Source organism: Pseudomonas sp. TH37, from assembly GCF_016650735.1.
In the GTDB taxonomy this organism is placed as follows: Bacteria; Pseudomonadota; Gammaproteobacteria; order Pseudomonadales; family Pseudomonadaceae; genus Aquipseudomonas; species Aquipseudomonas farris.
Genome location: NZ_JAEKFD010000001.1, coordinates 515,500 through 529,347, shown reverse-complemented (window position 1 = coordinate 529,347; position 13,848 = coordinate 515,500). Strand labels below are relative to the sequence as shown.

15 protein-coding genes are annotated in these 13,848 nt (G+C 59.8%); 7 read left to right on the top strand and 8 right to left on the bottom strand.

Annotation, left to right across the window (positions count from 1 at the left end):
- Positions 1-110 precede the first annotated feature (110 nt).
- Entirely contained in the window at positions 111-713 is a 603-nt protein-coding gene (locus JFU11_RS02510; RefSeq protein ID WP_030131100.1) for a Yip1 family protein, read from the bottom strand.
- Positions 714-1,111: 398 nt separating this feature from the next.
- Between JFU11_RS02510 and ttcA the strand changes: the two genes are divergently transcribed.
- Together ttcA and JFU11_RS02500 are read left to right on the top strand one after the other, a co-directional pair.
- Entirely contained in the window at positions 1,112-1,936 is an 825-nt protein-coding gene (gene ttcA, locus JFU11_RS02505; RefSeq protein ID WP_123720620.1) for a tRNA 2-thiocytidine(32) synthetase TtcA, read from the top strand.
- Between the two features lie 182 nt (positions 1,937-2,118).
- Complete coding sequence (locus JFU11_RS02500) at positions 2,119-2,793, top strand: DNA-3-methyladenine glycosylase I (RefSeq protein ID WP_201059644.1); 675 nt, start codon at positions 2,119-2,121, stop codon at positions 2,791-2,793.
- 115 nt (positions 2,794-2,908) lie between these two features.
- Here JFU11_RS02500 and JFU11_RS02495 read toward each other — a convergent pair whose 3' ends face one another.
- From JFU11_RS02495 to arsC, 3 genes are read right to left on the bottom strand one after another with little or no spacing between them, the layout of a single operon-like run.
- Positions 2,909-3,334 carry a DUF2069 domain-containing protein gene (locus JFU11_RS02495; RefSeq protein ID WP_201059642.1) on the bottom strand — a complete coding sequence of 142 codons (426 nt, stop codon included), beginning with the start codon at positions 3,332-3,334 and terminating at the stop codon, positions 2,909-2,911.
- A gap of 1 nt (position 3,335) precedes the next feature.
- Positions 3,336-3,932, bottom strand: a complete 597-nt coding sequence (gene wrbA / locus JFU11_RS02490; protein ID WP_008011647.1) for an NAD(P)H:quinone oxidoreductase — start codon at positions 3,930-3,932, stop codon at positions 3,336-3,338.
- Entirely contained in the window at positions 3,929-4,282 is a 354-nt protein-coding gene (gene arsC, locus JFU11_RS02485; protein WP_123720622.1) for an arsenate reductase (glutaredoxin), read from the bottom strand. Before arsC ends, wrbA begins: the two co-directional genes overlap by 4 nt.
- Before the next feature lie 114 nt (positions 4,283-4,396).
- Between arsC and JFU11_RS02480 the strand changes: the two genes are divergently transcribed.
- A complete protein-coding gene (locus JFU11_RS02480; RefSeq protein WP_123720623.1) occupies positions 4,397-4,864 on the top strand; it encodes a TlpA disulfide reductase family protein in 468 nt (155 codons plus the stop codon).
- Between the two features lie 183 nt (positions 4,865-5,047).
- Here the strand turns inward: JFU11_RS02480 and JFU11_RS02475 are convergent, their stop codons facing one another.
- On the bottom strand, positions 5,048-5,452 hold the full coding sequence (locus JFU11_RS02475; protein WP_201059640.1) for an META domain-containing protein: 405 nt from the start codon (positions 5,450-5,452) through the stop codon (positions 5,048-5,050).
- Positions 5,452-5,886, bottom strand: coding sequence for a hypothetical protein (locus tag JFU11_RS02470; protein ID WP_007899088.1), 435 nt, complete (start codon positions 5,884-5,886; stop codon positions 5,452-5,454). Before JFU11_RS02470 ends, JFU11_RS02475 begins: the two co-directional genes overlap by 1 nt.
- Before the next feature lie 134 nt (positions 5,887-6,020).
- On the opposite strand from JFU11_RS02470, the gene JFU11_RS02465 reads away from it, so the two are divergent.
- On the top strand, positions 6,021-6,416 hold the full coding sequence (locus JFU11_RS02465; RefSeq protein WP_123720625.1) for a hypothetical protein: 396 nt from the start codon (positions 6,021-6,023) through the stop codon (positions 6,414-6,416).
- A gap of 5 nt (positions 6,417-6,421) precedes the next feature.
- Here JFU11_RS02465 and JFU11_RS02460 read toward each other — a convergent pair whose 3' ends face one another.
- Positions 6,422-7,411, bottom strand: coding sequence for a 2-hydroxyacid dehydrogenase (locus JFU11_RS02460; protein ID WP_201059638.1), 990 nt, complete (start codon positions 7,409-7,411; stop codon positions 6,422-6,424).
- A gap of 105 nt (positions 7,412-7,516) precedes the next feature.
- A complete protein-coding gene (locus JFU11_RS02455) occupies positions 7,517-10,267 on the bottom strand; it encodes a response regulator (protein ID WP_201059636.1) in 2,751 nt (916 codons plus the stop codon).
- A gap of 215 nt (positions 10,268-10,482) precedes the next feature.
- On the opposite strand from JFU11_RS02455, the gene JFU11_RS02450 reads away from it, so the two are divergent.
- The 3 genes from JFU11_RS02450 (at position 10,483) to JFU11_RS02440 (ending at position 13,827) form a co-directional block, all read left to right on the top strand.
- Entirely contained in the window at positions 10,483-11,205 is a 723-nt protein-coding gene (locus JFU11_RS02450; RefSeq protein ID WP_201059634.1) for a response regulator transcription factor, read from the top strand.
- Positions 11,192-12,622 carry a sensor histidine kinase gene (locus JFU11_RS02445; protein ID WP_201059632.1) on the top strand — a complete coding sequence of 477 codons (1,431 nt, stop codon included), beginning with the start codon at positions 11,192-11,194 and terminating at the stop codon, positions 12,620-12,622. The genes JFU11_RS02450 and JFU11_RS02445 overlap by 14 nt, the downstream gene beginning before the upstream one ends.
- A gap of 182 nt (positions 12,623-12,804) precedes the next feature.
- Positions 12,805-13,827 carry a PDDEXK nuclease domain-containing protein gene (locus tag JFU11_RS02440; RefSeq protein WP_123720630.1) on the top strand — a complete coding sequence of 341 codons (1,023 nt, stop codon included), beginning with the start codon at positions 12,805-12,807 and terminating at the stop codon, positions 13,825-13,827.
- Positions 13,828-13,848 lie beyond the last annotated feature (21 nt).

Below are 13,848 nucleotides of genomic sequence, written 5' to 3'. Positions count from 1 at the left end.
TGCGAATCGCCGAGGCGCCGAATGGTCGTTGCTCCTGCTCTTTCTTAGAGAGTAGAAGGCCGCCTTGCGGCGGCCTGTGTTGGCAGATCTTGTTTTTGGTTGGTGTGTGGCTAATTGGTATAGACCGGCCCCACGCCGAGTCCCCAGACAATCACCGTGAACGCCATGATCGCCACCAGCACCACCAGTCCAACGGCGAGCACCGAGCTTGAAAACAGGAATCCCTCGTCCGACGGAATGTTCATGAACGTTGGCAAGCCCACATACAGCAGGTACACCGTGTAGCAGATGGCTGCGGTGCCGACGATCATTCCCAACCACATGTGCGGGTACAGCGCCGCCAGACCACCGATGAACAGTGGAGTCGCGGTGTATGTGGCGAACGCGACACAGCGTGCCAGGCTCGGGTTGGCGTCATAGGTGCGGGCCATCCAGTGGATGAAAGCCCCCATCACCGCGACACCGCCGAGCATCGCCAGGTACGACATGATGGTCATCCACAGCGCGCTTTCCATGGTCAGCATTACCGGCGCCCGGTTACCAATGACCCAGCCGACCTGCGTGGTGCCGATAAACGCCGATACGGCGGGGATCGCCGCCAGAATCAGGGTGTGCGTGAGGTACATGTGGCTGATGCTTTCCTCCTGGTCGCCACGGATTTCTTTCCATTCCTGGTCAGGGTGGGTGAAGAGCCCCACTACGTGATGGATCATGCCAGTCACTCCTCTTGTTGTTGCCATCGCCCCCCAGCGGAGCGCTTACGGGCCAAAGTGGCCAGGTAAGTACAGGTCTGAATACGTGTGCGACCTTATGCCGCAGTATAGAAAGGAGTTACCGGTAATAGTGCGAGGGGCTTAGAGCAAATCGCGCTGTAAACAATCTTGTTAATCGCCGCCGGGTCTGTCCCGAATGCAACCTGTGGCGAGGGGGCTTGCCCCCGTTGGGCCCCAAATCAGTCGACTATATTCTCCAAGAGGTAGCGCAGTGTTTGTTTTACGACTGCTTCGCAGCCGAACGGGGCGATGCGGCGTTCCGGCAAGCCCCCTCGCCACAAGTGCAATGTTTTTGCGTAAAATGCCGGCCTTTCGTCACACCTCACGGATTTCGCGTCATGGGCACTCTCACGGTTAACCAGAACAAACTGCAAAAGCGCCTTCGCCGCCAGGCCGGTGAGGCTGTCGCCGATTTCAACATGATTGAAGACGGCGACAAGGTCATGGTCTGCCTGTCCGGTGGCAAGGACAGCTACACCATGCTCGACGTGCTGATGCATTTGCAGAAGGTCGCCCCGATCAAGTTCGAGATCGTGGCCGTGAACATGGACCAGAAGCAGCCAGGCTTTCCCGAGCACGTGCTGCCGGCTTACCTCAAAGAACTGGGCATCGAGTACCACATCGTCGAGAAAGACACCTATTCGGTGGTCAAGGAGCTGATCCCGGAAGGCAAGACCACCTGCTCGCTGTGCTCGCGCCTGCGTCGCGGCACGCTCTACACCTTTGCCGATGAAATCGGCGCGACCAAAATGGCCCTCGGTCATCACCGCGACGACATCGTCGAGACGTTCTTTCTGAACATGTTCTTTAACGGTTCGCTCAAGGCCATGCCGCCGAAGCTGCGTGCCGACGACGGTCGCAACGTAGTGATCCGCCCGCTGGCCTACTGCAACGAAAAAGACATTCAGGCTTACTCGGACTTCAAACAATTCCCGATCATCCCGTGCAACCTCTGTGGCTCCCAGGAAAACCTGCAACGCCAAGTGGTTAAAGAGATGCTGCAGGAGTGGGAACGCAAGACCCCAGGCCGTACCGAAAGCATTTTCCGCAGTTTGCAGAACGTGATTCCGTCGCAACTGGCGGACCGCAACCTGTTTGACTTCACCAATCTCAAGATCGATGAAACGGCGGCTTCGCGCTTCGTCAACGTGGTCAATCTCTGACACAAATTGTGTGGGAGCGAGCCTTGTGGTGAGGGGACTTGCCCCCGTTGGGCTGCGAAGCGGCCCCAAAATCGCTGATGTACCAAAGATTTTGTGAGTGCTACGCACTCAAACGGGGGCAAGCCCCCTCGCTACGGGTCGCTCCCACAGTTGGTTTTTCGCTTCAATCCTCAGGAGAGGGCATGCGCGACTACAAGTGGCTGAACGAGTACTGCTTGAACCGCTTCGGTTCGGCGGCTGAACTGGAAGCCCATCTGCCCGTTCCCAAGACCCCGGCGCAATTGCGCAAGATCAGCGACGACCGCTACCTCTCGACCATGGCGTTGCGGGTGTTCCGCGCCGGGCTCAAGCACAGCCTGGTGGACGCCAAGTGGCCGGCGTTCGAAGAGGTGTTCTTCAAGTTCGACCCGGAAAAAGTCGTGCCGATGAGCGCCGAGCATCTGGAGCGCTTGATGCAGGACGCGCGGATCATCCGCCACCTGGGCAAGCTCAAGAGCGTTCCGCGCAATGCGCAGTTCATTCTGGACGTGGCCCATGAGAAAGGCAGTTTTGGCGCGTTGATCGCCGAATGGCCGGTGACCGATATCGTCGGTTTGTGGACTTACCTGAAAAAACACGGGCATCAGTTGGGCGGGTTATCGGCACCGCGATTCTTGCGGATGGTCGGCAAGGACACCTTCGTGCCGAGCTACGACGTGGTGGCGGCGCTGAGTGCGCAGAAGATCGTCGACAAGGTGCCGACCAGCCTGCGGGACATGGCCACGGTGCAGAATGCGTTCAACCAGTGGCACGAAGAGAGCGGTGGGCGGCCGATGAGCCAGATTTCGATGATGCTGGCTTACACAGTGAATCATTGAGACCGAGTTGAGCCCATCGCGGGCAAGCCCGCTCCCACAGGTATTGGTTTTGAGCACAAAATGTGTGAACGGCTCCGGTCACTGTGGGAGCGGGCTTGCCCGCGATAGCGTCCTGTCAGGCGACGGAGATTTCGCCTTCACCCGCCAACTTGCGATTCAACTGAAACCGCCACCGCACATACAACATTGCCGAGCAGAACACCGCCAGGCTCGCGCCCATCTCCAGTAAACCGAACAGCTGCCGGTTCGGGTCATACGCGGCCAATGCGCCCTTCATGAAATACAGGTTCACCACAAAACACATCCACGAATGCCCACGGGCGCTGCCGACGATCATCCCCGGCGCCAGCAACAGCAGCGGCACCAGTTCGATCAGCAGAATCACCCACGGCCGCGCGCCATGCAGGTCGGCGAATACCAGGTAGTAGGCGCAGAGCAGTCCCACCAAGCCGAAAAAGCACAGCAGGCTGATGACTCGCATCGCCCGTACTCGCGGTTCGAGCCATTCGATGGAAGGCAGAATCTTCGGCTTTTTGGCCATATCAGCTCACCAACTTTTGCGCAGTCTTCGCCAACCGCAGGCCCAAGGCCCGGCACAGCGCAACTTCGTGTTCATTCAAACCGCTTTTGCCATCGGCACCGGCGTGATGGCTGGCGCCGTAAGGCGTGCCGCCACCGCGGGTTTCCAGCAGCGCCGACTCGCTGTAAGGCAGGCCGGTGATCAGCATGCCGTGGTGCAGCAACGGCAACATCATCGACAGCAGCGTAGTTTCCTGGCCGCCATGCAGGCTCGCGGTGGAGGTGAAGACCCCGGCCGGTTTGCCCACCAGGGCGCCGGTCAGCCACAGATTGCTGGTGCCATCGAGAAAGTACTTCAACGGTGCGGCCATGTTGCCGAAGCGGGTCGGGCTACCGAGAGCCAGGCCAGCGCAGTTCTTCAAGTCATCGAGGCTGGCGTACAGCGCGCCTTCGTCAGGAATGTCCGGCGACACGGCTTCGCACTCGGTGGAGATCGCCGGCACGGTGCGCAGGCGCGCTTCCATACCGGACTGCTCGACACCACGGGCAATCTGCCGGGCCATTTCATTGGTCGAACCGCTGCGGCTGTAATACAGAACCAGAATGTACGGCGCACTCACGGCAGCAACTCCAGCACATTCTCCGGCGGACGGCCGATGATGGCTTTGTCGCCGACTTCGAGAATCGGGCGCTCCATGAGTTTCGGGTGCGCGGCGATGGCGGTGATCAATTGCGCCTCGCTCAGACTGCTGTCGGCCAGGTTGAGGGTTTTGTACTCGTCCTCGCCGGTGCGCAGCAATTGCCGGGCGCTGATACCGAGCTTGCTCAGCAGGCTCTGGATTTGCGCGGCGTCCAGCGGGGTTTCCAGGTAGCGGACCACGGTCGGGGCCAGGCCTCGGGCTTCGAGCAGTTCGAGCGCACCGCGGGATTTCGAGCAGCGCGGGTTGTGATAAAGCGTCAGATCGGTCATGTGCGGGTCGCATCTTGCGTAAGGTGGCGGCTATTCTAACTGTGCGGCGCGTAATCCAGAACCTTGGGAGGCGATGGGTCGCAGGTGCATTCTATTTTTGACAAGGATTGAGACATGACAAGGCGACTGGCAGCGGCATTGGCGATCATGGGGGCGTTATTACTGGGAGGCTGCGGCAACGACTATGGCGTCGACCAGAACGGTCACAACGTCGCCGCCGAGCGTCTGGACAAACAATGGCTGGTGCTCAATTACTGGGCCGAATGGTGCGGTCCGTGCCGTACCGAAATTCCCGAGTTGAACGCGCTGGCCGAGCAGCTCAAAGGCAAGAAGATCGGGGTGTTTGGGGTCAATTTCGACAATGTGCAGGGCGAAGAGCTGAAAAGCGCCAGCGAGAAACTGGGGATCGCTTTCACCGTGCTGGCCCAGGACCCGGCCGACCTTTTCGAATTGCCGCGCAGTGAAGCGCTGCCGGTGACTTACATCATCGATAACAAGGGCAAGGTGCGGGAACAGTTGATGGGGGAGCAGACGGCGGCGGGGGTGATGGCGAAGCTTGAGGCGTTGCAGGCGACTAACTGATCGAGCGCCGACCTGTGGTGAGGGAGCTTTTGTGGCGAGGGGGCTTGCCCCCGTTCGGCTGCGCAGCAGTCGCAAATTCGGTCCATACGGTATATTTGAAGAACCGAGGTGGTGGGTTTTAGGGCTGCTTCGCAGCCCAGCGGGAGCAAGCTCCCTCGCCACAGTCACTCACTGGCTACGTGATCAACCCTCTTCAAGCCACCAGCGCAGTGGTTTGCCTTGCGCCGGCCAGAAGCGCATCTGGTCGATCGGTGAAACATCCCAGCGCTGCACGTTTTCCAGCGCCTGCAGGAAGCGTTTTTCCTGCTCCATCAACGCCGGCGCACACATTTTGCGGGTGCTACCGATTTTGCCGAAGCTCAGCTTGTCGCCTTCCAGGGTATACGGCGCGAACCAGTGGTTGCAGCCGCCATTGCCATAGGCCCGACCATCTTCATCAAGGGTAATGGTCAGATGGCTGTAGTCCATCAGCGGACGTTCGCCGATCCATTCCAGAATGTAGCTGCGGTTGTGTTGCAATTGCACCGGTTCGGCGGCACAGCCCAACAGACTGGCGCCAGCCATGGCGGTCAGAGCAAGGCGTTTCATCACGCAGGCTCCTGGCACTTCTTGCACAGGTGCTTGTCGGCAACGGTGGCCCAGCCCAACTCGGCAATGCGTGCAGTGGCCGCCGGTTTTTCCGCCTTGTTGCCCAGCTTGGCGTCGACCGCGAACTCAAAGCTCAGCTCTTTGGCGCAGCTGTCGCAGTTGACTTTCCAGGTGTGGATCGCCAGTTCGCCGAACACCGGACCACTGGCCACCGCGACCCATTGGCCCGGCGGATTGATCAGATGGCGAACCGTTTCGACGGTCAGGCGCATGGACAGATCCTTGCTGCCTTTAAGGGTCACTACCAGCACGTCGTTATTACGAATCGAGCCGCCGTTGCCGGTGACTTGATAACGCCCCGGCACGAGGGCGCGGCATTCGGTGAGGGTGTGTTGCGGGTTCATCAGGCTGTAGCGGAAATCGTGTTCGACCATGGGTCCTCCAAATATGCGCGATATGCTAGCACGGGCATGAACGCAGCATGGCGCGGGCATGTGACCTTCGATCTGGTTCAAATTACCTGTCGAGTCATGGCACACTGCCGCTTTTGCATCTCTAAGGAACAGAAATGGCGTTGATCGAATGTTTTGAGTGCAAGCAACGCATCAGCTCCACGGCGCCTGCTTGCATTCATTGCGGTGCACCTGCGGTGGCAGTGCAAGCGGCTACGTCGACGGCAACGCCTACGCAGGCGCCTCTTTCTTTCGGGCGTTTACCGACCAATGAGAGTGTGCCCCGGGTGACCCCGGCCGCTTTCGGGCGCAAACGTAAAGCCGAAGTCGAGGCAGAGATCCCGGCACCGGCACCCGGTGGGCCGCGTCCGGTGGAACTCTGGCTGAAACTGATGATTTTCTTGCTGCCGCCGTTTTTTGTCTGGTTCCTGCTGCGTCGCGGTCATTCGCTGGGACAGCGCTTGTTGGGCTTCGGCTGGCTGGCCCTGATGATCCTTTTGTCCAAGGCCTGAGCCGCTCAGCTCTCGACCTGATTCTGTGGCGAACCGGCCGCCCAGGCCGCGATGTTCTGCAGGGTGGTCGCGGCAATCGCACCCAGGGCTTCGCGGGTGAGGAAGGCCTGGTGCGCCGTGATGATTACATTCGGAAAGGTCAGCAGGCGCGCCAGCACATCGTCCTGCAGCGGCAAGTCGGAGCGATCCTCGAAGAACAGCTGTGCCTCCTCTTCATAAACATCCAGCCCCAGATAGCCCAATTGGCCGTCCTTCAACGCATCGATCAGCGCTGGCGTGTCCACCAGACCGCCACGCCCGGTATTGATCAACATCGCGCCGGGCTGCATGTGCGCCAGTGACTCGCTGTTGATCAAGTGTTTACTCTGCTCGTTGAGCGGGCAATGCAGGCTGATGATCTGCGACTCGGCCAGCAATTGCGGCAAGCTGAGGTAGCGGGCGCCCAGCGCTTCGACCTGCGGGTTCGGATAAGGATCACAGGCCAGCAACTGGCAGCCGAAGCCGTTCATGATTTTCGCGAAAGTCGCGCCGATCTGCCCGGTGCCGACGACGCCGACGGTCTTGCCCACGAGGTCGAAACCAGTCAGCCCATGCAAGCTGAAATCGCCCTCGCGAGTACGGTTATAGGCACGGTGCAGTCGGCGATTAAGCGCCAGAATCAGCGCCACTGCATGTTCGGCCACCGCGTGAGGCGAGTAGGCCGGAACCCGCACAATCGCCAGCCCCAAGCGCTTCGCCACCGCCAGGTCGACATGGTTGTAACCGGCCGAGCGCAGGGCGATCAGGCGTGTGCCGCCCGCGGCCAGACGTTCGAGTACCGGAGCGCTGAGGTCATCATTGATGAAGGCACAGACCACTTCGTGATGCTCCGCCAGCGCCACCGTGTCGAGGCTCAGTCGCGCCGGCTGGAACTGCAGCTCGATACCGGCGGGCAGGTCGGTACTCAGAAAACTGTCGCGGTCGTAGGTCTGGCTGCTGAAAAGAATCGTGCGCATGTTGTCCTCCTGGAAGTTACCTGGAACCGCTGGCGAAGCCTGCGTTCGGCAGCTGCTACAGGTCTTGAGCTTAGCCTTCAAGGTGCCCGGCGTTATTGCGCTGCATCAGGCATTGATTCGCGCATGGGCCGCCAGGCGATTGATGGCTCGTTCGAGTTCTTCCAGCGCGCCGGGGGCTTTTGCGTCCTGTTGCTTGAGCAGGGTTTCACTGCGCTGGCAGGCGGCGCGCAGTTGCGGGACGCCGCAATAACGGGTCGCCCCATGCAGGCGGTGGACTCGTTCGATCAGCGCATTTTGGTCATTGGCTTCACGAGCGACGCGGATGGCCTCGCGGTCAGCCTCCAGGGAGGCCAGCAGCATGGCCAGCATGTCCGCCGCCAGATCGGCCTTGCCGGCCGCCAGGCGCAGGCCTTCTTCGTGATCGAGCACCTGCAAATCATTACCGTTGTTGCTTTCGCTGGAACGCTCCGGCCCCAGATTACGCAACGCCAGACCGGTCCATTTCAACACCACCTGCGCCAGTTGTCGTTCGCTGATGGGTTTGGTCAGGTAGTCATCCATACCGCTTTGCAGCAACGCGCGTTTTTCGTTGGCCATTGCGTGGGCGGTAAGGGCAACGATCGGCAGCGGCGTGCAATGCCGCTCGTTTTCCCACTGGCGAATGGATTCGGTGCTTTGGCGGCCATCCATGCCGGGCATCTGCACGTCCATCAGCACCAGGTCGAAGGTTTCGTTCTGTACGGCCTTGACCGCGGCGTAACCGCTTTCCACTGCGAGCACCTTGGCGCCCATGTCTTCGAGCAGGGTTTGCACCAGCAGCAGATTGGCCGGGTTGTCGTCGACGCAAAGGACCTTCGGCGCGCGGCTGGAAAGAGGCTCGCCGGGGTCGCTGCGCTGCTGGCGGGGGTTGACCATATCGGACAGGGCCCGCCGCAGTTTGCGCGTGCAGGCCGGTTTGGACTGCAGCTGGCTGTGGGGGTTGGGCACCGAGAGGTGGAACAGCGTCAGTTCGGTGGTCGGGCACAGCACCAACACTCGGCAACCCAGGTGTTCGAGGTCCCAGATGTGCTGGTTGAGGCGCTCCGGCGGCATGTCATTGCTGGTGATGCCGAGCACTGCCAGACCGATTGCCTGATCGGTCTGATGGGCGCCGGTCACGCCGTTGGCCAGACTTTCCAGGGTGTTGAACGGCGTGACTGTCAGGCCGCAGTCTTCCAGTTGATGCTGCAAGGCCTGACGGGCCAGCTCATGGTTTTCCAACACCGCCACCCGTTGTCCGAGCAGCGGTGGACCGGGCAGGTCTTCGGCGTCGTCGCGGGCTTTGGGCAGGCTCAGGCTGATCCAGAATTCCGAGCCTTCGCCCGGTGTACTGTCGACGCCGATCTCGCCGCCCATCTGTTCAATCAGGCGTTTGGAAATCACCAGCCCCAGGCCGGTGCCGCCAGGTTGTCGGGACAGCGAGTTATCGGCCTGGCTGAAGGCCTGGAACAAGGCGCGCACGTCCTGGTTCGACAGACCAATGCCGGTGTCCTGAATGCTGATGCGCAGTTGCACGCTGTCTTCATGTTCTTCTTCGAGCATGGCCCGGGCGACGATGGTGCCTTCGCGGGTGAACTTGATCGCGTTGCTCACAAGGTTGGTGAGGATCTGCTTGAGTCGCAGGGGATCGCCCACCAGCGACAGTGGTGTATCGCGATAAACCAGGCTCACCAGCTCAAGCTCTTTGGCGTGGGCAGCCGGGGCAAGGATGTTCAAGGTGTCTTGCAGCAGGTCGCGCAGGTTGAACGGAATATGGTCGAGCACCAGTTTGCCGGCCTCGATTTTCGAGAAGTCGAGAATCTCGTTGATGATCCCCAGCAGGCTGTCGGCGGATTTTTCGATGGTGCCCAGGTAATCGAGCTGGCGTGGCGTCAATTCACTTTTTTGCAGCAAATGCGTGAAGCCGAGAATGCCGTTGAGCGGTGTGCGGATTTCATGGCTCATGTTGGCCAGGAACTCGGATTTGATCCGGCTCGCCTCTAGGGCTTCCTTGCGCGCCAGGTCGAGCTCGATGTTCTGGATTTCGATGGTTTCCAGGTTCTGACGCACGTCTTCGGTGGCCTGGTCGACGCTGTTTTGCAATTCTTCCTGAGCGTTCTGCAGGGTTCCGGCCATACGGTTGATGCCGGACGCCAGTTCATCCAGCTCATGGCTGCCGAGGGGCGGCAGGCGGGTTTCCAGATGACCGTCCTTGAGCTGTGCCACGGCTTGTTTGATCTGGCTCAATGGCCGGTTGATGGTCCGGCCCATGCGCAACGCCAGCAGCGCCGCACCGACCAAGCCACCGCCGATCAGCAGCAGGCTGGCGAACAGACTGCGGTAACCGCGCAGCAACATGCCGTTGTGTGACAGTTCGAGTTCGACCCAACCCAGCAGGCGGTCGGCTTCATCGGGGATCAGGTCGCCGGCCAGGTTGCGGTGCTTGCCGAACACCGGCAGCAGATAGCGGGTGGCGTCATTGCCACTGCGGCGCAGCAGTTGTGAACCGTTGCCCAAAGGGGCCTGATTGAGCATGGTCGGGCCGGCGTGGGCCAGCGGTGTGCGGTCGGGGGCGAGGAATGTCACCGCGCGCACGTCGGTTTGTTCCAGGAACTGGGTGGCAATGCGCTCCAGCAGGTCGTTGTCTTTGCGACCCATGGCCGGGGCCACCAGCGGCGCCAACTGTTCGGCAATCATTTCGCCGCGCTGCATGAGTTGGGATTGCAGGTCTGATTGCTGCATCCAGGTGAAATAGCCGCCCAGGACCAGCGCCATCAGGGTGGTCGGCAACAGAGTCAGCAACAGCACGCGGCCTTTAATTCCCAGTTTCTTGAGCACGCATCTCTCCCGCATCCAGCTGTTTATTGACCTGCACATGCGTCCGGCACGCGCCACCTGCGCAGTGTAGCGATTTGCATGCAGGCAATCTTCGTAAATTGATGTCGTCATTCGTCGGCCAGTTCAATGCTTTGGTCAAGGGGGGGCAAACCTTGGCTTGCCCCTGGTGGGGCAATCTTGAATAATCGGCGACTGAGAATTATTTGCAGATACTTATGACTCCCATCTCTGTTGGCCATTCCCGCATCCTCTCCATCGAAGACGATCTGGTACTCGGTGCTTATGTCCATGAGCATCTGGGGCGCTGTGGTTTTCAGGTGACCTGGTGCCAGAACGGTCAGGAAGGGTTGGCCATTGCCCGCCAGCAAGCCTTCGATGTGGTGTTGATGGATATTCTGTTGCCGGGGCTGGATGGCTTGGCGGTGCTGACCCAACTGCGCCAGAGCCATTCCACGCCGGTGGTGCTGATGTCGGCGCTGGGCGCGGAGGCGGATCGCATCAGTGGCTTTCGCCTCGGCGCCGACGATTACCTGCCCAAACCTTTCAGCATGGCCGAGTTGCGGGTGCGCATCGAGGCGATCCTGCGGCGGGTGGCGCTCGACCGGCGGCCGGCGCCGGCACCGATTGCACCTGCGATGGACAGCCTGCGTTTCGACGATGAACTGTGCGAGGTCTTTTTGAGCGAGCACGCCGCCGGCCTGACTCGCAGCGAATATCGGTTGCTGGATACATTGAATCGCAACGGTGATGAAGTACTGAGCAAGGCATTCCTTTATCAGCAGGTGTTACAGCGCGGTTATGCGCCCCATGACCGCAGCCTCGACATGCACATCAGCCAGATTCGCCGCAAGCTCAAGGCCATCGGTTACACCGAGCGCGAAGTGCGTACGGTCTGGGGCAAGGGGTATGTATTGAGTGCGGCCGATGAAATGGTCTGACGTGCCGGGCCGGCATTCACTGTTCTGGAAACTGGCTTGCTTGTTGGTGGCGTTCTGTCTGCTGATGATCTGGTTGAGCTGGTCCTGGGGCCGCTACATGGAAAAGAAAAACCTGTTCCTGTCCGACGAGGCCCGGGGCACCCTGACGCGCTACGCCGCCGAGGCGGAGCGGGCGTGGAACGAACAGCAGAGTGCAGGCATTGATGCCTGGTTGCGGCGTATCGGCCAGCACGAGTCGACCTGGGTCGGTGTCATTGGCGCCGACTTGCAATCCCTGAGTAATCATCCGCTGGCCAACCAGGAAATCCAGCGCCTGACTTTTTTGCGCGGTCTGGATTGGCCAGTGAGTCGGCGTAATCAGGGCCTGCCGTGGCTGAAAATTCCATTTCCCAACGACCCGTCTGCCGGCAGCCTGGTGATCGAGTTGCCTCAACGTTTCATGCCCGGACGCTACCGGGTGTTTTGGCGGGTGATCACCAATGGGGTGATTCCCGGGCTGTTTACCCTGCTGCTGTGCGTGGGGCTGTATCGATTGCTGGTCGTCCCATTGAACAGCCTGCGCGAACAAGCCAATGCCTGGCGCGCCGACCAACTGACTGTGCGTTTATCGAGTCGCACCACCAACCGCTCGGATGAATTGGGTGAATTGGGCAGAGCCTTCGATCACATGGCCGAGCGCCTGCAAAGCACGGTGGCCCTGCAACAGCAACTGCTGCGCGACCTGTCCCATGAATTGCGTACACCGCTGAGCCGGCTGCGGGTGGCCAGCGAAAGCGAGCAGGACCTGGGGCAGTTGCGCGAACGCATTGGCCGGGAAGTCGACGGCATGCAGCGCTTGGTCGAAGACGCCCTGCAACTGGCCTGGCTCGACACCGAGCGCGCGCCGTTGCCCGATGAAGCGATCCAGGTCCAGGCCTTGTGGGATATGCTCACGGAAAACGCCTGCTATGAAAGTGGCTGGCCGGCGAGTCAGTTGCACTGTGCGGTGGATGCATCCTGCTGGGTGCGCGGCCATCTCAATACCCTGGCCCAGGCGCTGGAAAACATACTGCGCAATGCCATTCGTCATTCACCGCAGGGCGGCGTTGTACGCCTTGGTGGGCATCGCGATGGTGACTTCTGGCACTTGTGGCTGGAAGACGAGGGCGGCGGGGTGGCTGACGAGAATCTTGAACGGATTTTCTCGCCGTTCATCCGGCTCGATGGTTCGCGGCCGGGGGATGGTGGATTCGGATTGGGTTTGAGCATCGCGAGGAATGCGGTGCAGAGGCAGGGTGGGCGTTTGTGGGCGGAGAACAGCGGGGTAGGGTTGCGGTTGAATATGCGGTTATTGGCGGATGATGACGGTGTTAGTGATGACGCCATCGCGGGCAAGCCCGCTCCCACAGTTGATGTGTGTCTGCCACAAATCGTGTGATCAACTCCAACTCCTGTGGGAGCGGGCTTGCCCGCGAAGAGGACCTCCCAGCCACCACCGCGCTGATCATGCCGGAGCGTTCCCGTTTATTTGTACGACCTTTCCTAAAGGGTATTGCCGACACCTTATGCCTGATTCGACGGAATAGACTCGCGTTTTTCCTCGTCCTCAAGGAGTTCGGCATGAATGCATCCAGTGTCCCCGACAACGCAACCGACGATCGTTTCAATGAAGTGCTTGCGCTGATTCAAAGTGCCAAACAGCAGGCCATGCAGACGGTGAATACCCAGTTGATCGAGCTGTATTGGCAGGTGGGTGCTTACATCAGTCGCAAACTGGAACAGGCTGAGTGGGGCGATTCTGTGGTCAGCCAACTGGCTGAGCATCTGGCCACGTCTCAACCTGGGTTGCGCGGTTTTACTCGGTCGAACTTGTTTCGCATGCGCCAGTTCTATGAGACTTATCACGCTGAAGAGAAAGTCGCACCACTGGTGCGACAATTGTCCTGGTCGCACAACCTGATCATTTTCAGCCAGAGTAAACGGCCGGAAGAGCGGGAGTTCTACGTCCGTTTGGCAGTTCAGGATAAATGGTCGAAGCGCGAACTAGAGCGTCAGTTCAAGACCGCACTGTTCGAACGAAGCGTGACCCAACCAGCAAAAATCTCAGCAGTGCTGAGACAAGCCCACCCGGCAGCGCTTGAGATATTCCGCGACGCCTACATGCTCGATTTTCTCGACCTGCCGGGTGGCCATGCCGAAACTGATCTGCATAAAGGGTTGATGGCGCGCCTCAAAGAATTCCTGAGCGAACTCGGACGCGATTTCTGCTTTGTCGGTTCCGAGTATCCGCTTCAAGTGGGTGGGTGTGATTTTGCCCTGGATCTGCTGTTCTTCCACCGCGGCCTTAATTGTCTTGTAGCCATTGAGCTTAAGGTCGGTCGTTTTAAACCGGAGTATTTGGGCAAGCTGAACTTCTATTTGGAAGCGCTGGATCGCAAGGAGCGCAAACCCCACGAAAACCCGGCCATTGGTGTATTGCTCTGCGCCAGCAAGGATGACGAGGTGGTTGAATACGCCCTTAACCGCAGCCTGTCGCCAGCGCTGATCGCTGAATACCAGGTGCAGCTACCGGACAAACAGTTGTTGCAGGCCAAGTTGCATGAGTTCTATGCATTGAATGTCGCGCAAGGTGAAGAGTACTGATCCAGCCCCTTATTCCCATTC

Bases quoted from the DNA above. Each gene is read 5' to 3' on its own strand.
- JFU11_RS02510 (WP_030131100.1), bottom strand. From the start codon at position 713: ATGATCCATCACGTAGTGGGGCTCTTCACCCACCCTGACCAGGAATGG.
- ttcA (WP_123720620.1), top strand. From the start codon at position 1,112: ATGGGCACTCTCACGGTTAACCAGAACAAACTGCAAAAGCGCCTTCGC.
- JFU11_RS02500 (WP_201059644.1), top strand. From the start codon at position 2,119: ATGCGCGACTACAAGTGGCTGAACGAGTACTGCTTGAACCGCTTCGGT.
- JFU11_RS02495 (WP_201059642.1), bottom strand. From the start codon at position 3,334: ATGGCCAAAAAGCCGAAGATTCTGCCTTCCATCGAATGGCTCGAACCG.
- arsC (WP_123720622.1), bottom strand. From the start codon at position 4,282: ATGACCGATCTGACGCTTTATCACAACCCGCGCTGCTCGAAATCCCGC.
- JFU11_RS02480 (WP_123720623.1), top strand. From the start codon at position 4,397: ATGACAAGGCGACTGGCAGCGGCATTGGCGATCATGGGGGCGTTATTA.
- JFU11_RS02475 (WP_201059640.1), bottom strand. From the start codon at position 5,452: ATGAAACGCCTTGCTCTGACCGCCATGGCTGGCGCCAGTCTGTTGGGC.
- JFU11_RS02470 (WP_007899088.1), bottom strand. From the start codon at position 5,886: ATGGTCGAACACGATTTCCGCTACAGCCTGATGAACCCGCAACACACC.
- JFU11_RS02465 (WP_123720625.1), top strand. From the start codon at position 6,021: ATGGCGTTGATCGAATGTTTTGAGTGCAAGCAACGCATCAGCTCCACG.
- JFU11_RS02460 (WP_201059638.1), bottom strand. From the start codon at position 7,411: ATGCGCACGATTCTTTTCAGCAGCCAGACCTACGACCGCGACAGTTTT.
- JFU11_RS02450 (WP_201059634.1), top strand. From the start codon at position 10,483: ATGACTCCCATCTCTGTTGGCCATTCCCGCATCCTCTCCATCGAAGAC.
- JFU11_RS02445 (WP_201059632.1), top strand. From the start codon at position 11,192: ATGAAATGGTCTGACGTGCCGGGCCGGCATTCACTGTTCTGGAAACTG.
- JFU11_RS02440 (WP_123720630.1), top strand. From the start codon at position 12,805: ATGAATGCATCCAGTGTCCCCGACAACGCAACCGACGATCGTTTCAAT.